This is a genomic window from Microcystis aeruginosa NIES-2549, assembly GCF_000981785.2.
GTDB classification, from domain to species: domain Bacteria; phylum Cyanobacteriota; class Cyanobacteriia; order Cyanobacteriales; family Microcystaceae; genus Microcystis; species Microcystis aeruginosa_C.
This window is the reverse complement of record NZ_CP011304.1, coordinates 3,226,458-3,244,296: the sequence shown is the minus strand read 5'-3', so window position 1 is coordinate 3,244,296 and position 17,839 is coordinate 3,226,458. Positions and strand designations below refer to the sequence as shown.

Sequence of the window (17,839 nt, the reverse complement as noted above, 5' to 3'; positions counted from 1 at the left end):
TTTGTTGATGTTCAAAGGTCAATATATAATCTCTTATCTAAAATTGGTGTTTTTTGAATATTATTGACTTTGGCAATTGCTGATTCTAAACATAGCTGGTTTTCTGAAGATACAAACAGCCTACTGCTTTCCAATACCTCGAATGCTACCTCTCTAGAAATTTGTTCTATTACCTCTTGGCTAACTTGATTATTTAAGTTAATAAAATTAATTATATCCTCTATAATAACTTTACCAAATTTATTCTTAAATTTTCTTTTTTGTCTTAATACTTTCTGGAATAGCTTGGTTTTGACACCTATTTTTTCAATAATATCAGCATTATAAAAAGGTACGCCAAGAACGTTAGATTCTTGTCCTACAATTAAAACAATTCTTGCTTGCTGCTTGGTGACTCTTGCCAGTTCCTTTAAAATGTCACCCATATCTAAACAGTATTGTACTACAGTGTAGAAACGATTACTCCTATTTGCTCTATTAGAGCCAATTTCTGACTTGGCTATCTTGAGTAAATCCCATCCTAAGATTTCAGCAGATTGACGATAATTTTGATGGTAATTAAAAACATTTATATAGGGTGGAGAAGTCACAACAAAATCTATCTGATTATTTTTTAGTGGTAGAGAACGAGCATCAGATAATCCAACCCTGATCGGCTTTTGAGAGTAAGGTAGCTTAGTAATTATATTACTAAGATGTAAAAATTTTTTCTGAATAAATTCCTGAGTAATTTTATTGTTACACACATCAAGAAGGATTACCAAAGCATCAAATAAAACCTTTGACCGATCCGGTAGCATATTCCTAGTATTTTGCAATTTATCTACTAAATTTTCTACTTGATCACTGACTTCAAAAATTCTCAAAGGAAATTCTTGATCGACGATATTTCTCAGGTTTTTAAGAACTTCTTTTTTTTGAGAATCATTGATAAATTCATAGGTATGACTCATGATATAAGCAGCGGGATTAATCTCAAATCCATAAGCTTCTAGGGATAAATAACTTGCCTCTAGTAAAACAGTTCCGCTACCCACAAAAGGATCGAGAATGACCGAATTAGATGGGCAATAGAAACTTAAAATAGTCTCTATCAGTTGGGGTGAAAACTGACCTCGCCAAACAAATAAATTGGCTCTAGTTTTCTCAATAATGTCAAGTTTTTCTTGGGGTATAGGTTGATCAAAATCTGGCAACTTTCAATCTCCCTCTATTGCTAAGAACAAAATTAAAGTTATACTTCATCTAGAGAACAAACACCATAAAATGTCGGGGCTGAACAGGGTTCAACCCCTCAATATTTTCCTACTTACGTCCCGGAACTGTATATTTAAAATTCATCGGGCCAGTATAACCGGAAATCTCCGCTAATTTCTCTAATCTTTGGGTTCCCGAATATTCTTGACCCTTAATAATCCAAGTGGGGAAACCTTTAATTCCGGCATCGCGACAAGCTTGGGGATTACCATTAACCCCTTGGGGATCGCATTCGATATAAACCCCTTCTTTTTTGAGGATTTCTCCCGCTTCCTTACCAAATAACTGTTTTTGATCGTAACAGTGGGGACACCAAAAAGCCCCGTATTCTTTCGCACCAATTGCTTTTAAATGTTGAGCCAGGGCAATTTCTGCCTCTCCCGAAACCGTGGTTACTTCCCAACCGTAGGGAGGTGTAGCCGCTGTCATTGGCCGGGTAATTTCTTCTTTTCCTCCTGTCACTGTGGGGGAATTTACTCCCGCATAAACCGCTAAAGTTCCCACCAAAGTAATCATCGCCACTACAACCATCGGCAGTATAATTTGTCCTAAACCTTCCCATTCGCGACCGACAATTGTGAGAATTAATAAGGTTAAAGCGAACAAAGCCGAAGTAATGCAGTAGGGACACAATTCCTTTAATTCCGTGGCTAGAATATACATTAAATAACCACTAAATACCGCCATCGCCGTCGCCCCCGCTAACAGCAATAACCAAGTCTTATTTTCTAAACTTTTGCGGAGATTTTTCTGAGTTTCCCCATTAATAAATAGAGGACTGAGGGCAAAAACCGCCATGGCAATATAGGCCAAAAAACCGAACAAACTCAAGGGCAGCCCGAAAACCGTAGCGTAGGGACTATTAAGAACACCACTACAACCAGCCCCATCAGTAGCTCCGGCGGTGCAGGCAGCAGCCCCTCCCGTCAGTTTGGTAATGGTTAAATAGCCAGTCAGAATCGCCCCCACGATCGAAACGCCCCCAATTAGAGGACGAGAGTAGCGATGAATCCAAGGTACAGAACGACGACGCATAATATTATTTAGATTAAATTACAGCAGAATTGAGGGGTCAGGAGGGATATCTAAATGTACTTTGTTGAAAGGAAAAATTCCGTAACGATATCTCGTTAATTAGGGCATTTTCAATTCCTAAAAACTTAGGATCACGATCGCACCACGGCCGATAACTATCCGCCATTCTAGCAAGGGGTTATGTGGACAGAGGCAAAGAAGGCAGCGAATTATCAATTTTTGCCCTTTGATCGTTGATCTGTCGGGCCGTTTCCACAAATTGCGACACCCGGATCGGATCCACCGGTTCAGTAATTTTGCCATGACGCTTGAGGGAACTAGCCACGATCACCCCATCGGCAGCCGGCAGCAACCGCCCGATATTGTCCAAATCAGCCCCGCTGCCGATAAAAACCGGTGTTCCCTTGGCCGCCGCCACTGCCAGTTCCAAATCCTCAAAACTGGGGGGGCTACCGGTAGCCCAACCGGAGAGGATCACCCCGTCTGCTAGTCCCCGTTCGATCGTATCTTGCACCGCCGTGGTCAGATTAGGGGTTCCCAAGGGGCGGGCGTGTTTAACCAAAACATCCGCTAAAATTTTGACCTCAGACCCCAATTCGCGCCGATAACGCAGGAGTTCGTGGGCTTGACCCTCAATAATGCCCTGATCGGTGGCCATAACCCCCGTTAGCACATTAACCCGAATAAATTGGGCATTAACACAGGTAGCGATCGCTAAAGCACTATGGGCATCATTGCGGAGAACATTAAGACCAATCGGTAAGACCACCAGATTTTTAATGCGATCAACAATTAACGTCATGGCACTAACCACGGCGGGATCCACCTGTTGCTTAGTAAAGGGGGCATCAAAAAAATTCTCGATAATCAAACCATCAACACCACCGGCAGCCAAAGCCGTCGCCTCCTGTTCAGCCCGCTCGATCACCGTCTTGAGACTGCCACCCCAACGGGGGGAAGTGGGCAGGGGGGCGAGATGAACCACGCCAATAATCGGGTTTTTTGTCTTGAAAGTTGCAATTAAGTTCACAGCGTCTACTACTCTTAGCGTCCCAAACCATGCGCCGCTCACCCATTTTAACAGGGTGAAGGCCTAGCCACGGGCCACCGGGGGGGAAATTATTTTAACTGCTAATGATTTTATCAATTCCGGAATCCGTTAAAATGTCTTAACATTGAAGAAGTTTAAGATTTGGTTGATACTCGATCGCATGGGCAATAAGCCAACCATCGCTATCTCACACCTAGGCTGTGAGAAAAACCGGATCGACTCCGAGCATATGTTAGGACTGCTGGCCAAGGCCGGCTATCCCGTAGATAATGACGAGGAGTTGGCCGATTACGTTATCGTTAATACCTGTAGTTTCATTCAAGCAGCTAGAGAAGAATCCGTTCGCACCCTCGTGGAACTGGCGGAAGCTAATAAAAAAATTATTATCTCCGGCTGTATGGCCCAACATTTCCAAGATGAACTGCTGACGGAATTGCCGGAAGCCGTGGCCATTGTCGGTACAGGGGATTATCAGAAAATCGTCGAGATCGTCGAACGGGTAGAGACGGGAGAACGAGTCAAAGAAGTCAGCACCGATCCCACTTTTATCGCCGATGAAAATCTGCCCCGTTATCGCACCACCAGCGAGGGAGTCGCCTATCTGCGGGTGGCCGAAGGCTGCGATTATCGCTGTGCTTTCTGTATTATTCCCCACCTGCGCGGCGATCAGCGATCGAGATCGATCGAGTCGATTGTGGCCGAAGCGCGACAATTAGCCGACCAAGGAGTCCAAGAATTAATTCTCATTTCGCAAATAACAACCAATTATGGGTTAGACTTATATGGCGAACCCAAATTAGCGGAACTCTTGCGAGCGCTGGGAGAAGTCGATATACCTTGGATTCGCGTTCACTACGCTTACCCGACCGGGTTAACGCCAAAGGTTATCGAGGCGATCCGAGAGACCCCGAATGTTTTACCCTATCTAGACTTGCCGCTACAACATTCCCATCCCCACATCCTGCGGGCGATGAACCGTCCCTGGCAAGGACAGGTCAACGATGGCATTATCGAGCGGATCAAGCAAGCTATCCCGAACGCGGTTTTACGAACGACTTTTATCGTCGGTTTCCCCGGAGAAACCGAGGAACATTTCAGCCATCTGCTGGAATTTGTCAAGCGTCATGAGTTCGATCACGTCGGGGTGTTTACCTTCTCCGCCGAAGAAGGTACAGCCGCTTTTGACCTGCCCGATCCAGTGCCACAGGCAATTATGGACGAACGCCGCGAAAGGTTGATGTTAACTCAGCAACCAATCTCGGAGCGCAAAAATCAAGCTTATATCGGTCACACTGTCGATGTTCTCATCGAACAGGAAAACCCGGAAACAGGCGAATTAATCGGGCGTTCCGCTCGTTTTTCCCCAGAAGTAGATGGCTTGGTTTATGTGACAGGGGAGGCGATTCTAGGTGCGATCGTACCGGTCCGAATCACTGCGGCCGATACCTACGATCTCTACGGCGAAATAGTCTAATTTTTCCATTTTTCTAATTTAATTCCCACAAAACAATCCCTATGACCACTGGTTTCAACAATTTAGGTTTATCCGATAGCCGTCTTCAACACCTAGAAACGCTTGGATTCACCACCCCCACGGAAATTCAAACCAAAGCCATCCCTCTCCTTCTAGAAGGGCATGACATGGTAGGAATGTCGCAAACGGGAACCGGCAAAACCGCCGCCTATTCCCTGCCTTTACTGGAACGCATGGACACCAAAAATCCTAACGTTCAAGCTTTAATCCTCACCCCCACCCGGGAATTAGCCCAACAGGTGGCCAGCGCCATCAAAGATTTCTCTGATGATCGTCGTCTCTTTATCCTGACAGTCTGTGGTGGTCAATCCATGGAACGTCAGATCCGCAGTCTGGAAAAAGGTGTCCAGATTGTGGTCGGGACTCCCGGCCGGGTAATCGATCTGCTCGATCGCAAAAAACTCCATCTCGAATCCCTAAACTGGGTAGTCCTCGATGAAGCGGACGAAATGCTCAGTATGGGTTTTATCGATGATGTGAAGAAAATTCTGCAAGCATCCCCCTCCACCCGTCAAACCGCCTGTTTCTCGGCAACTATGCCCCGGGAAATCCGCGATTTAATCGCTAATTTCTTGAAATCTCCCGTTTCTGTGACGGTTTCTCAACCCCAGGCCGCTCCTGCTAAGATCGAGCAGAAAATTTATCTGATCCCTCGCGGTTGGACGAAATTAAAAGTCCTGCAACCCCTGTTAGAGATCGAACCCCTAGAATCGGCGATTATTTTCGTCCGCACCAAGCAAACCGCGGCCGAATTAACCAGCAAACTGCAAGAAGCGGGGCAAACTGTGGATGAATACCACGGTAACTTAAGCCAAGTGCAACGGGAACGACTGGTGCAACGTTTCCGCGAGGGCAAAATTAAATTAGTGGTAGCCACAGATATCGCGGCCCGCGGTCTAGATGTGGAAAATCTCAGCCACGTTATTAACTATGATCTGCCGGATAATGCCGAAACCTATATTCACCGCATTGGCCGCACGGGCCGCGCCGGTAAAACGGGAACTGCTATATCTTTAGTAGAACCGATCGATCGGCGTTTATTACGTCAGATTGAACAGCGTCTGCGTCAACGTCTGGAATCTAGTCCCATTCCTAGTCGTGCGGAAGTAGAAGCAAAACGTCTGGCCAAGCTGCAAAATCAGCTAAAAGAGGCTTTATCGGGGGAACGTATGGCTTCTTTCTTGCCTTTAGTGCGGGATTTAAGTGAAGAATACGATCCCCAAGCGATCGCAGCGGCTGCCCTGCAAATGATCTACGATCAAAATTGTCCCCAGTGGATGAAAACCGATTGGGAAGTTCCCGCACCGACGAGCAGTAAACCGGTGATTAATAAAACTCCCCGCAGTGGTGGTAATAAGTATCCCTCTAAGTCGAATAACCGTCCTTCCCTGGACAAAAAAATCGTCTTTCAAGAACGTTAATTTTTAGTTCTTGAATAGATAATTTTAAGAGTTGATAGACCGTTTTGGTTCTATCAACTTTTTTTCTGTGTATAATTCATAAAAACTACACATCAAATTCCTCCTTTTTCCCCTTTTTTAAGAAGATGCCGAAGCTAGGGGGATCGATTCTCACCAGACATCGACCAGCTAATCTGGGACTGAAGATAACTGCTATAATCTACTTATCAATAGTTAATAATTTCGATGAATCGATCGCAACTTATCCACAGGCAAAGCTGGTTAATTGAACATTTGCCGGGGTTAAGTGACCAAGATTGCCAAAAATTAAAGGATTGCGGTATCGACAGCACCGCACAACTTTTGCAAAAAGTTCGTCCGCAATTGGGTAAGGAAAAATTAGCAGTAAGAATGCAAATTCAGGCTAAACATATTAATAAGTGGGTGGCAATGGCGGAATTAGCCTCTATTCCCGCCGTGGGTTGTCAATACTGCGGTTTGCTGGTTCATGCTGGTATTGCTTCCATCCCGCAATTGGCACAGACATCAATTCAGCAACTGCACCGACAGATTCTCCGCTTTCAGGTGGCTAATCTGCAAAGACGCGATTTATGTCCCGATATTGCGGTGATGTTAGCTTGGATTGAACAGGCGAAAATCTTAACCAGAGAGTTAAAATAAGCCCTATCTCCGATAATTTTGGCATAAATTAACCTGAGTTCGGGATAAGCTAAAACCCTAATTTTCTCGTTCGCTGTAAACCCTATTCTTTTGTGGAATGAGTAGGAAAATAGCCTTAACCCGAACTGAGGTTAATTATTATCGAAAAAATCGGGTCTAAAACCTCGCCTTGTAAGGCGAAAAGTTTTTGGAGCGGGGCATAAATCCCCGTTACAAAAACGGACTCCTGCCTCCTGCATTCGTTAACAGATATGAGTTTTTAGTTTCCAGATTTGAGTTATCAGTTCACTGATCACTGTTTACTGATTACTGTTCACTGATTACTGTTTAGGTGACACTTTGAAACAATTGTGACCAATCGAGATTGGGAGCGTCTGAGGGGGCAACAATTTCGAGAATTTTATTGTTAGCGGCGGGATAAAATAGGGATTCTACGCAAACCGAGGCCACTTTCGTGCGGGGAATATTGCCCTCAGACAGGGTATCGGCGGATGACATTTTAATGGCATTAAGATTATCATCGTTTTTAAGGCCGCCGGGTCGCACGATCGTGTAGGTTAGTCCACTATTGATTAAATAGGCTTCCGCTTGTTTTTTCCAGAATAAAATTAACCAAAAGAGATTGAGGGGGTGGAAAAAGTTCGATACACAGAGGGAAGTAACGAGAACAAAATGCTCGATTCCTTTCTTTTTGGCGGCATCGATGAGATTTTTAGTTCCCAAGTAGTCCACTAACAAAGGTTCCGTGGGATTAAAACTCGGTCTGGCTCCCGTGGCGCATAGCAAAACGCTACAATCAGCGATGAGTGCCTCTAACTTATCGGCCTGTTGGACATCTCCGACGACGATTTCCACCCCTGCTGGCAAAATTTCCGCCGCTTTCTCGCGGTTTCTCACCAAAGCGCGCACGGGAATCTGACGTTCGACTAATTGGGCAACGATTCGCCGTCCCGTTTCCCCCGTGGCTCCTGCTACAAATGCTTTCATCGCTTCTTGACCAAATGGTTTTTAACAATACGTTACACTAATCTCGATTCTACAAATTTCCCTGATCCTTTGGCGGTTAATCGCCAAATTTTTCTGACAGTATCATTTTCCAGGTTTATAAGTCATGCAGCGTCCCCCCATTAACTCCCTAGCTCGCGAATCTGTAGAAGTCAAAGAAGACAATCAATTTCTCGGTTTTCAAACCCATTTTGCCGGATGTATGGATATGTATAGCAATCAGGAGACGGTTGCCGATTATCTGGGCGCTCACGAAGGTTGGTTTTGTCGTTGTGCCGAACCGATGAAAACGCTGCCCTTCGGTGACAATGGTTATATTATCACCATCGGTAAATATGGAGCTTTTGGCTATGAACTGGAGCCGAAAATCGCTGTGGTTCTGGAACTTCCCGTCAATGGAGTCTATCATACTCGCAGTGTACCCATTCCCGATCAACCGTTTTTGGGCTATCTAGTGGATTATCAGGCAATTATGAAACTAGAGGAAATGCCACTATCTTCTCCTAGTCAGGAAATTGAGGCAATTTTTCGGCAACAGGGACTGGATATTCCGGCGGTTATCACCCAAGTCACCTGGGAACTGCGTATGAATGTTATGGTTAAGTTTCCCAAGTTTATTTATAAGATTCCCCGTTCCATTCTCCAAAAAACCGGTGATAAACTGTTGACACAAATTGTTCGCCAAGTTTCCCCCCGCTTAACCTACAAAGTTCAAGAGGATTTTCACTCTAGCTTTAATTTACCCCTACCCCCTGCCTCCAGTCGTCTTTTCTATCGTCTCGACTCCTGCGAGGGTGGGTTGCTTGCCTAGGGTTTGGGGAGTCTGTCAACAGTAATCAGTAGAGCTTGCTGATGGGAAACCAAGGAAAAATAAAGATTTGCTAACGGTGCTGGTCAGTCTAAGCTAGAATTTTAAGAAATGTTTACTTGTAAAAATAAACCTAAGACTACTTCAATATTTTATGTCTCTGCCTATCCGTAACGTTGCTATCATTGCTCACGTTGACCACGGGAAAACCACCCTCGTCGATGCACTCCTCAAACAGTCGGGAATCTTTCGAGAAGGGGAAGATGTACCCACCTGCGTCATGGATTCCAATGACCTCGAAAGAGAACGCGGTATCACCATTCTGGCCAAAAACACCGCCGTTCGTTACCAAAACACCCTGATTAACATCGTCGATACTCCCGGTCACGCCGACTTTGGTGGCGAAGTGGAACGGGTTTTAGGTATGGTGGACGGTTGTATCCTGATTGTCGATGCCAACGAGGGGCCGATGCCCCAAACCCGTTTTGTGCTGAAAAAAGCCCTAGAAAAGGGATTAAGACCGATTGTCGTGGTTAATAAAATCGATCGCCCTAACGTCGATCCTAACCTAGCCGTGGACAAAGTTTTCGATCTGTTTGTGGAACTGGGCGCCGATGACGACCAATGTGATTTTACTACTCTGTTCGCTTCCGGGATGCAAGGATTCGCCAAAGAAAGCCTCGAAGATGAAGACAAAGATATGCAGCCCCTGTTTGAGGCGATTTTACACCACGTTCCACCACCGGCCGGGGACGTTAACAAACCCCTACAGCTGCAAGTAACCACCCTCGATTACTCGGAATACTTAGGACGCATCGTTATCGGCCGCATCCATAACGGCGTAATTAAAGCCGGTCAACAGGCCGCTTTAGTAAAGGATACGGGCGCAATTGTCAAGGGTAAAATAACAAAACTTCTTGGTTTTGAAGGCCTCAAACGGGTGGAACTAAACGAAGCCAGCGCCGGTAATATCGTTGCTGTGGCTGGTTTTGCCGACGCTAACATCGGGGAAACCGTAACTTTAGCCGATGACCCGCAGGCTTTACCCCTAATTAAAGTCGATGAACCGACCCTACAAATGACCTTCTCGGTTAACGATTCTCCCTTTGCCGGTCAGGAAGGCACTTTTGTCACCTCGCGGCAAATTCGCGATCGTCTGATGCGAGAATTAGAAACTAACGTCGCCCTACGGGTGGAAGAAAGTGATTCTGCCGAGAAATTCCTAGTTTCGGGACGGGGAGAACTGCATTTAGGCATTCTCATCGAAACCATGCGTCGGGAAGGCTACGAATTCCAAGTGTCGCAGCCGCAAGTTATCTATCGGGAAATTAACGGTCAACCCTGCGAACCCTACGAATACCTCGTTTTAGATGTACCCGAAGAAGCGGTGGGTTCCAGTATCGAACGTCTCGGCCAACGGAAAGGGGAAATGCAGGATATGCAGACGGGCAGCAATGGCCGTACTCAATTGGAATTCGTGATTCCGGCCCGGGGTTTAATCGGTTTCCGGGGCGAATTTATCCGTCTGAGTCGCGGTGAGGGGATTATGAACCATAGTTTTCTCGAATATCGTCCTTTCTCCGGGGAATTAGCCACCCGTTACAATGGCGTGATTACTGCCTTTGAGGAAGGAGTGGCCACTTTCTACGCTCTCAAAAACGCCGAGGACCGGGGGGTATTCTTTATTACTCCGGGGACAAAAGTGTATAAAAACATGATTATCGGCGAAAGCAACCGGCCCCAGGACGTGGAGATCAATATCTGCAAAACTAAACAGTTAACTAACCATCGTTCCGCCACTGGGGATGAATTGGTTCAGTTACAGTCCCCCGTGGATATGAGTCTCGAACGCGCCCTGGAATACATTGGACCAGATGAGTTGGTAGAAATTACCCCGAAATCGATCCGTCTGCGTAAATTACCAGTGAAAAAGTTAGCCAAACGTTAATCGGTTTTGACAAAATCCAGCGGCAATTTGGCCATGGCCATTGCCGCTAAAAGGGGCAGCAATGACTCGAAGTTGACATCCTCGCCGCCCTAAAAGTGCGGCGATTCCTAAACCTCACGATTTAAGTTTCTGCTTCCACCACCGTCGCATACCACAGTTAAAAAACCATGTACTGTCTTACACAGAGTCCACAGACTTTCGCCCCATTTCAGAAGCCCGATTCCGTGTGTCCCACGGTACGTTGACCGCCTATAGCTTCTTGTACTTGTTGCGCGCGACTTTTTACCCGGCCAAGCTTTTCTGGTCGGAACCCCCTAAGCCGAGTTTTCAAGGTGCTGCGCCGTCCACTTGGTTTTCGAGACTGGCCTTTTAATTCTAACGTAAAGCCAACCTAGAACGGCGGGGTTTCAGACCCAAAATTTCCGATGATCGGTAATTGGTTAAGATTGAGATCTAACAAAGAAATCCACTCAGATTTTCAACAAAACTGAGATGATAGAAAAAAGTGCCTTGAGTTTGAGGGTAAAGAATCTGCTGTGAGCTATTCTGCTACTTTGATGCGACATCCGATGTTTCCCGCCGCGTCGGACAGCAATCGTCTTCGTCTCTTTTCGGGATCCGCTAATGTATCTCTTGCCCAAGAGGTAGCCCGTTATCTGGGTATGGATGTGGGTCCGATGATTCGTAAACGTTTCGCCGATGGTGAATTGTACATCCAGATTCAGGAATCGATCCGGGGCTGTGATGTCTATTTAATTCAACCCTGTTGCAATCCCGTCAACGATCATTTGATGGAATTGTTGATCATGATTGATGCCTGTCGTCGTGCTTCTGCCCGACAAATTACCGCCGTAATTCCCTATTATGGTTATGCTCGCGCCGATCGCAAAACCGCCGGCCGGGAATCGATCGCCGCCAAACTGGTGGCTAATCTGATCACGGAAGCGGGGGCAAGTCGCGTGTTGGCCATGGATTTGCATTCAGCCCAAATTCAAGGTTATTTCGATATTCCCTTCGATCACGTTTACGGTTCCCCAGTGGTGGTGGACTATCTTCTCAGTAAACAATTACCCGATATCGTGGTGGTTTCTCCCGATGTGGGTGGGGTGGCTAGGGCGCGGGCTTTTGCCAAAAAACTCAATGATGCGCCCCTAGCAATTATTGATAAACGCCGGCAAACCCATAATGTGGCGGAAGTGATGAACTTGATCGGCGATGTTAAGGATAAAACGGCGGTTTTGGTCGATGATATGATCGATACGGCCGGTACGATCGCTCAAGGGGCGCAGTTACTGAAAGCCAAGGGGGCGCGACAGGTTTATGCTTGTGCCACCCATCCGGTTTTTTCCGGCCCTGCGATCGAGCGTTTATCCAGTGGCATAGTCGAGGAGGTGATCGTTACTAACACGATTCCCGTCCCCCAAGAACATTTTTTCCCGCAACTGAAAGTCTTGCCAGTTGCCCCGATTCTGGGTGAGGCTATATGGCGCATCCATGAGGACAATTCCGTGAGTAATATGTTCAAATAGATGGCCGAATCCCCCTAGTTTTAGGGGGAATTTTGATATTTAGCCCTTTTCTGTGGAAATGGGGTGGGTTAATGGCATTATCAACCACTCCATCTCGCAGAGAGAGGGGGAAGGTGTAGAGAGAGAATCGATCGGAAAATTAAATATAGCAATTCTTAAACTTCACTGGTTATTTCACAGTCTTGCCGTACAATGGAGATGCAGAACAGTTATTCCGATAGTTATTGTGTTCTATTAGCTAAAAACGCTTAATATAGGAGATAAATAGCCTAAAATGTCCAAAGTGGTCGGTATTAACAATCCACTGATCGATCCAACTCCTCCAGAGGTTCACTTAACTAATGCACCTCTAGTGTGTGTGCTTGGACAAGTACGGTTCCCACAAATTCTGGCCGTTGAGGATAGGAAATTTGTGACTCCATTTCAGGAAGCTATTAGAACAAAGTATCCTAAGTTACGGCAGGAACGAACTTATCAATTAACTTTTGATAATCAAGAAAAAGATGCCGTCAGATCTCAAGCTGAGGTTATCTGGCGATTTACAGATGTCAATAATCATTGGCGAGTCTCATTAGCATCTAATTTTGTCACCTTAGACACATCAAAGTATGTCAGTCGTCAGGACTTTTTAGAGCGAATGAGAGAAGTTTTAACTGCGGTTAATGAACATATTCAACCCAACCTTGTTGAGCGAATCGGTATTAGATATGTTGATCGTATTGAGGGTATTGATGTAGGGAATATTTCTAATTTAGTCAGATCAGAACTGATAAATATCACCGCGTCAACATTTCAAGAACATATTATTCAAAGTTATAATGAATCTCTGTTTCAGTTACCTGATACCAAAGAGACACTTTTAGCAAGATGGGGATTGATTCCAGGTAACGCTACTTTTGATCCAAATGTCTTTGAACCGATTGATCAACCGAGTTGGTTTCTTGATTTAGATATGTCTATTTCAGAGAATCAAGAATTTGACGTTGAAAAAATTTTAGAGGATACAAAACGATTTTCTGAAAGAATTTATACTTTTTTCCGATGGTCAGTAACCGAAGAATTTCTCAGACGCTTTGGAGGTGAACAATGAGTAACTCAGTGCTTGAACGTTCAAATACTTTTAGATCAATCAATCCTCAAAAACCATTTAGAATGTTTGCTGGTATTGCGGAATCCAGTACCATTAGCTCTGGTAGTCTTGACGCTCAAAAGTTACTAGCGATTTCAGAAAGAACTAATAGCGGAATAGTTATTCCGAAGCACAATCCTCATCTTTTTCAAGATAGTCAAAAAGCGATTAATGAACTCAGAAAAACCAGTGGACTGACCTGGGAGCAAGTTGCCAAACTATTTAATGTTTCACGTCGAAGCATTCATTTTTGGGCAAGTGGACAGCCTCTAGCTAGTGACAATGAGGAGAAATTAAATAGATTACTGGGAGTGATTAGATATATTGATCGAGGAAGTGCAAGTCTTAACCGTAAGTTATTATTGAAGCCTAATGCTGATGGGGAACTGCCTTTAGACCAATTAATATCAGGAGAATATGATAAAGTAAGAGAGAATCTTGGGCGTGGTAATCCACCCAAAAGACCGCAATTAAGACCTTTGTCTGAGGAGGAGAGTGAGCTTCGTAGGCCTTTACCACCGGAGATATTAATTGATGCTTTACAAGATTCTATTCATCATGATGTTGGACGTTCTAGACCTGCTAAAACATTGAGTAGTGGTCAAAATCGCAGTGGAAAGCAAACAGATTGATCTCATTAACAATGAGTTACAAACATGGTGTCAAGGGGATTTTGTTTTAGGAGAACAGCGGTTTGTTCATCGATTTAATCCTCAATTTCCTCTTACACCTGATTCTACAAAGCAAGATGCTGAAGAAAATGATCTTGTAAAATCGGAAGTAAAAGGTCTAGTTGTTGTTACACAAACTTGCGATATTGTCCGTTATTGTTGTGAACGTCCTTTTCTAGAAGTTGTTCCTCTGGTAGAAATTGAAGCTGAAAAAATTAGTGAGATAAAAAAAGGCAGACGACCTCAATACGTTTACATTGAAGGAGTTGCCAAACTAAACTTAGTAGCTGATCTCGATAGGGTAATGACAGTCGAAAAAGCATTGATCTTACAATGGAATCGTCAACAGGGTTGTGTAACTGATCAAGAAAAAAGACTCTTAGCACAAGCGATAGCAAGAAAAAGAATCCGTTTTGCTTTTCCAGATGATTTTGTTCAATTTGTCAGTAAACTTCAAAAACGGATGCAAGATAAGCATACTAAACAAAGTGATGAAGGGGAAGCCTTACGAGCTTTGCGGGAAATTAGAGTTAGTGCAAGACCTTCGTGGAATGATGAAAATCCTGAACTTATGTTTTATTTTATTCGTGAAGAAGAACAAGAGGACTATAATGACATTGGATGGGACAAATGGCTAGATAAGTGGTTAAATTTATTACCTAACTCTGGACGTTTTCAGTCTGATGGTTTAGTAGTAAGCTTAGAAGATATGACCGCAAAAGATTATGTTGACAGTGATCCACTGGATCTTGATCATTTGTCTATGGCCCAAAGCAATATTGAAAATTTAGATTTATAGAAAACTAGAGTTACAAAAGTTTTCCAAATATTGTCGCAATTCTGATACTGGTGAGATACAAAGTCTCCAGTTTTAGGGAAGGGGGAGAAACAAGCGTTCGACAAAAGCTCACGCCCAAGTCTGATGGCTAAAAAACTGATAACTGATATTAGCTACTGTACCTCATGATACTGAAAAATCTCTAGTCATTTTGATCGCAATTGAGAAGACCAATATTAGACCAGTGGAGGCTTTCACCGGTCAAGAATGTCTAGAATTTATTGAGAATGACTAAATTTTCTTGACATTAATTCTGATTTGTGGCAGCGTCGGGGTTGTCAAGTCCTCCCAGACGATTGAAGGGCCAAAAACGCACCACGGCGCGACCGATTAAGTTTTCCCGGGGAACGAAGCCCCAAGCGTGGGAATCATAACTATTATTGCGATTATCGCCCAAAACCAGATATTGATCGGGGGGAACTGTCACCGGTCCGTAAGCATAATTAGGTTCTTCGGCGATATACTTTTCCGCTAAAACTTTACCGTTGACGTAAACTAGACCGTTTTTGACTTCCACCTTATCCCCCGGCAGTCCAATCACCCGTTTAATAAAAGCATCCTGAAAATTTTGAGCTTTCAGAGCGGCTGTCGGACTAAAAACCACTATATCACCCCGTTCTGGCTTATGAAAATGATAGCTAACTTTCTCGATAATTAGGCGATCGTTAATCTGGAGAGTAGGTTCCATGGAAGAAGAGGGAATATAACGGGCCTCGGCCACAAAAGTGCGGATGCCAAAAGCCAAAATTCCAGCCGTGACAATGGTTTTAACTGCTTCTAGCCAAGGGTTTTCTTGGGGGACGGGAGGGGGAGAAGGTTTTTCGGATTTATGGTTCAAGCTTTCAGCCATAGAATTTTAACTTTTGAGAAGGATTAAGCTAATGCGCTCTTTAATTTTCTAGTTTATAGCAAAAAATGGGTTATTTAGGACGCTTTCAATTTTCAAACTCTTATCGGTCAAGGGTTTCAGCGATTGATTGTCCTAACCACCCCGATCTTTGCTATAGTTATATTGGCAACGTCAACAATATTTTTCGGGCAATTTTCCTATGTCTACCAAATCACTACTAATTTGTCAAGCCCGTATACTCTTCCCCGATGGCGAATTTAGTCAGGGAGATGTGTTAATAGACTCAAGGGGTGACAAAGAGGTTTAAAGGTAGGCAGGATAAAGACTCTAGCCAAATGTCCCCCAAAGGGTAAATATTCATTCTCTCTACTCGCGCTTAGAAATTAGTTGAATGGAAACTTATTTTTTGTAAAAAAAGGAAGAATATAACCTTGGGTATTTTTGGGAACAGCGAAGCCGAAATTGTCAGCCTAGAACCCGATTTTGTTAAAGATATTATTGAAGAAATTGCTAAAAGGGAGGGGGTTGCAGATGTAAGAGATTTACAAATCAAGGAAAGTCCTATTCTCAAGATTGACTTGATTTTTGATTAAAAATTTTCAATCGGGGCAAAATCGGGAGATTAAGGGGGTAAATAAATTAGTCTAGCTCCTTTTTCTTCAATCGCTTTATTGACCTCTTCATTCGCTGGAGAAACTAATTGAATGGAAACAAAATAGAGATGTTGCTCTCTACTGGAAGGCTGGAATCTCTCCACTCGCTGGAGAAATTAGTTGGATGTAACCCATATTAAAAACTCAAGATGTTCAGAAAAATAAGAAATTTTATTGATCTATTTTTTACAAAATCAAGAAACATTAATAATGAACCAGTTAATAAAATCAGTTTAACGGTTATTATTGTTATTGATTTGTTTATTCTCATTAACGTTTTTTTAGGATTAGATAGTATTAGTAGATGGTATTTAAGTCCTTCTCAAGCCTATCCTTGTTATGATCAATGGCAAAGTTATCAACAAAATAAAAATAGCGATCGAGATTTTTTAATAGTAAGTGAAATCTTAAATTTAAATAGAGTTCCCTATATCCCCGAAAATTATGACCAATCTCCAGAAAGACACTTAGGAAAAGTATCTCCTATTTGTGTTAATTTTGCCAGTCTTAAAAATAATATAAATCAACCGAATAATAAGCTAATTTTCACTACCATAGAAGATAAGCAAAAACAAGTAACTTCCCTTCAAGAAAAAAATCGTACTATTCGCAGTCAATATGACTCTAGTTTATTAGAACAAATTGTAGGTCAACCTAGTAATTTATCCATCAATGAAGTTGAAGCCCAAAAAGCAAAGCAAGAATTAGATAAAAATAACCTTAATATTAATAATCTCAAGACAGAAATTAAGGAATTAAAACAACAATTATTAGCCACTTCTGAAACCGTCAGTTTTCTTTCTTTATTAAATTCAGAGGTTAAATTTAGTGAAGTTAAACAAGGTTATGAAAAAGCTTCATTTTGGTATCCATCTATTCAAATTATTTTCCAACTTATCTTCTTATTACCTCTAATCTTTATTAGTTTATTTGTCCATAAATTATCCATAGAAAAGGGATATGGATTGCTTTCTTTAATGAGTTGGCATTTATTAGTTATCTTTTTTATTCCATTACTAATTAAAATATTTGAATTTTTGCAGGTAGGAGTTATTTTTGAATTTATTTTTGATATTATTACCGTTATTTTCGGTGGTTTAGTATTTTTAATTAATTATTTATATATATTTTTAATCCCTGCCATTGGTTTTGGTATCATCAAATTTTTCCAACAAATTGTTTTTAATCCTAAAACTCAAGCTAGTAAAAGAGTCGAAAAATCTCGTTGTTTAAATTGCGGTAAAAAAATTCATAATGATCATTCACATTGTCCTCATTGTGGTTATGCTCAATATGTCGAATGTCCTCATTGTCATAATTTAACTTATAAATTTATGCCCTATTGTTATCATTGTGGCACGCCACAAAATATTAATCCTTCTTAAATAAGTTAGGACGCATTTAAGTTTACAGGTGAGGGTAGACACTCTTGCAATTGACTCTCTACTCG

16 protein-coding genes are annotated in these 17,839 nt (G+C 43.0%); 11 read left to right on the top strand and 5 right to left on the bottom strand.

What is annotated here, in order from left to right; all coding sequences use genetic code 11:
• Positions 1–11 precede the first annotated feature (11 nt).
• The 3 genes from myaer_RS15910 to btpA all read right to left on the bottom strand — a co-directional run bounded on the left by myaer_RS15910 (position 12) and on the right by btpA (position 3,322).
• Positions 12–1,196: a DNA methyltransferase gene (locus myaer_RS15910; protein WP_046662817.1), complete on the bottom strand. Its 1,185-nt coding sequence runs from the start codon at positions 1,194–1,196 to the stop codon at positions 12–14.
• 109 nt (positions 1,197–1,305) lie between these two features.
• Positions 1,306–2,292: a vitamin K epoxide reductase family protein gene (locus tag myaer_RS15905; RefSeq protein WP_046662816.1), complete on the bottom strand. Its 987-nt coding sequence runs from the start codon at positions 2,290–2,292 to the stop codon at positions 1,306–1,308.
• 178 nt (positions 2,293–2,470) lie between these two features.
• Complete coding sequence (gene btpA, locus myaer_RS15900) at positions 2,471–3,322, bottom strand: photosystem I biogenesis protein BtpA (protein ID WP_046662815.1); 852 nt, start codon at positions 3,320–3,322, stop codon at positions 2,471–2,473.
• A 181-nt stretch (positions 3,323–3,503) separates the two neighbouring features.
• Between btpA and rimO the strand changes: the two genes are divergently transcribed.
• The 3 genes from rimO (at position 3,504) to myaer_RS15885 (ending at position 6,958) form a co-directional block, all read left to right on the top strand.
• Positions 3,504–4,817: a 30S ribosomal protein S12 methylthiotransferase RimO gene (gene rimO / locus myaer_RS15895; RefSeq protein ID WP_046662814.1), complete on the top strand. Its 1,314-nt coding sequence runs from the start codon at positions 3,504–3,506 to the stop codon at positions 4,815–4,817.
• A 41-nt stretch (positions 4,818–4,858) separates the two neighbouring features.
• Positions 4,859–6,298, top strand: coding sequence for a DEAD/DEAH box helicase (locus tag myaer_RS15890; protein WP_046662813.1), 1,440 nt, complete (start codon positions 4,859–4,861; stop codon positions 6,296–6,298).
• A 225-nt stretch (positions 6,299–6,523) separates the two neighbouring features.
• On the top strand, positions 6,524–6,958 hold the full coding sequence (locus myaer_RS15885; protein WP_046662812.1) for a DUF4332 domain-containing protein: 435 nt from the start codon (positions 6,524–6,526) through the stop codon (positions 6,956–6,958).
• 327 nt (positions 6,959–7,285) lie between these two features.
• Here myaer_RS15885 and myaer_RS15880 read toward each other — a convergent pair whose 3' ends face one another.
• Positions 7,286–7,945: an SDR family oxidoreductase gene (locus myaer_RS15880; RefSeq protein WP_046662811.1), complete on the bottom strand. Its 660-nt coding sequence runs from the start codon at positions 7,943–7,945 to the stop codon at positions 7,286–7,288.
• A 124-nt stretch (positions 7,946–8,069) separates the two neighbouring features.
• On the opposite strand from myaer_RS15880, the gene myaer_RS15875 reads away from it, so the two are divergent.
• From myaer_RS15875 to myaer_RS15845, 6 genes are all read left to right on the top strand, one after another.
• On the top strand, positions 8,070–8,774 hold the full coding sequence (locus myaer_RS15875; protein WP_046662810.1) for a DUF1997 domain-containing protein: 705 nt from the start codon (positions 8,070–8,072) through the stop codon (positions 8,772–8,774).
• 151 nt (positions 8,775–8,925) lie between these two features.
• Positions 8,926–10,719, top strand: a complete 1,794-nt coding sequence (gene typA, locus myaer_RS15870; protein WP_046662809.1) for a translational GTPase TypA — start codon at positions 8,926–8,928, stop codon at positions 10,717–10,719.
• 557 nt (positions 10,720–11,276) lie between these two features.
• Positions 11,277–12,248 carry a ribose-phosphate pyrophosphokinase gene (locus tag myaer_RS15865; RefSeq protein WP_002783137.1) on the top strand — a complete coding sequence of 324 codons (972 nt, stop codon included), beginning with the start codon at positions 11,277–11,279 and terminating at the stop codon, positions 12,246–12,248.
• A 274-nt stretch (positions 12,249–12,522) separates the two neighbouring features.
• Complete coding sequence (locus tag myaer_RS15855; protein WP_046662808.1) at positions 12,523–13,338, top strand: TIGR04255 family protein; 816 nt, start codon at positions 12,523–12,525, stop codon at positions 13,336–13,338.
• The gene (locus myaer_RS15850; RefSeq protein ID WP_046662807.1) at positions 13,335–14,009 is read left to right on the top strand and encodes a helix-turn-helix domain-containing protein; all 675 of its coding nucleotides are present in this window, start codon (positions 13,335–13,337) and stop codon (positions 14,007–14,009) included. The genes myaer_RS15855 and myaer_RS15850 overlap by 4 nt, the downstream gene beginning before the upstream one ends.
• Positions 13,975–14,847, top strand: coding sequence for a hypothetical protein (locus myaer_RS15845; protein WP_235614756.1), 873 nt, complete (start codon positions 13,975–13,977; stop codon positions 14,845–14,847). The genes myaer_RS15850 and myaer_RS15845 overlap by 35 nt, the downstream gene beginning before the upstream one ends.
• A gap of 286 nt (positions 14,848–15,133) precedes the next feature.
• Here the strand turns inward: myaer_RS15845 and lepB are convergent, their stop codons facing one another.
• Positions 15,134–15,736 (bottom strand): signal peptidase I, encoded by a 603-nt coding sequence (lepB, locus tag myaer_RS15840; protein ID WP_008201884.1) that lies wholly within the window; start codon positions 15,734–15,736, stop codon positions 15,134–15,136.
• A 431-nt stretch (positions 15,737–16,167) separates the two neighbouring features.
• Here lepB and myaer_RS21375 point away from each other — a divergent pair, with 431 nt between their 5' ends.
• Both myaer_RS21375 and myaer_RS15835 read left to right on the top strand, forming a co-directional pair.
• Positions 16,168–16,329, top strand: coding sequence for a hypothetical protein (locus myaer_RS21375; RefSeq protein WP_158524806.1), 162 nt, complete (start codon positions 16,168–16,170; stop codon positions 16,327–16,329).
• A gap of 209 nt (positions 16,330–16,538) precedes the next feature.
• Positions 16,539–17,774 (top strand): zinc ribbon domain-containing protein, encoded by a 1,236-nt coding sequence (locus myaer_RS15835; RefSeq protein ID WP_046662806.1) that lies wholly within the window; start codon positions 16,539–16,541, stop codon positions 17,772–17,774.
• The last annotated feature ends 65 nt before the right edge of the window (positions 17,775–17,839 follow it).

What these genes read in the sequence shown, in the direction of transcription:
- myaer_RS15905 (WP_046662816.1), bottom strand. Translation starts at nt 2,292, where the DNA reads ATGCGTCGTCGTTCTGTACCTTGGATTCATCGCTACTCTCGTCCTCTA.
- rimO (WP_046662814.1), top strand. Translation starts at nt 3,504, where the DNA reads ATGGGCAATAAGCCAACCATCGCTATCTCACACCTAGGCTGTGAGAAA.
- myaer_RS15890 (WP_046662813.1), top strand. Translation starts at nt 4,859, where the DNA reads ATGACCACTGGTTTCAACAATTTAGGTTTATCCGATAGCCGTCTTCAA.
- myaer_RS15885 (WP_046662812.1), top strand. Translation starts at nt 6,524, where the DNA reads ATGAATCGATCGCAACTTATCCACAGGCAAAGCTGGTTAATTGAACAT.
- myaer_RS15880 (WP_046662811.1), bottom strand. Translation starts at nt 7,945, where the DNA reads ATGAAAGCATTTGTAGCAGGAGCCACGGGGGAAACGGGACGGCGAATC.
- myaer_RS15875 (WP_046662810.1), top strand. Translation starts at nt 8,070, where the DNA reads ATGCAGCGTCCCCCCATTAACTCCCTAGCTCGCGAATCTGTAGAAGTC.
- typA (WP_046662809.1), top strand. Translation starts at nt 8,926, where the DNA reads ATGTCTCTGCCTATCCGTAACGTTGCTATCATTGCTCACGTTGACCAC.
- myaer_RS15865 (WP_002783137.1), top strand. Translation starts at nt 11,277, where the DNA reads ATGCGACATCCGATGTTTCCCGCCGCGTCGGACAGCAATCGTCTTCGT.
- myaer_RS15855 (WP_046662808.1), top strand. Translation starts at nt 12,523, where the DNA reads ATGTCCAAAGTGGTCGGTATTAACAATCCACTGATCGATCCAACTCCT.
- myaer_RS15850 (WP_046662807.1), top strand. Translation starts at nt 13,335, where the DNA reads ATGAGTAACTCAGTGCTTGAACGTTCAAATACTTTTAGATCAATCAAT.
- lepB (WP_008201884.1), bottom strand. Translation starts at nt 15,736, where the DNA reads ATGGCTGAAAGCTTGAACCATAAATCCGAAAAACCTTCTCCCCCTCCC.
- myaer_RS15835 (WP_046662806.1), top strand. Translation starts at nt 16,539, where the DNA reads ATGTTCAGAAAAATAAGAAATTTTATTGATCTATTTTTTACAAAATCA.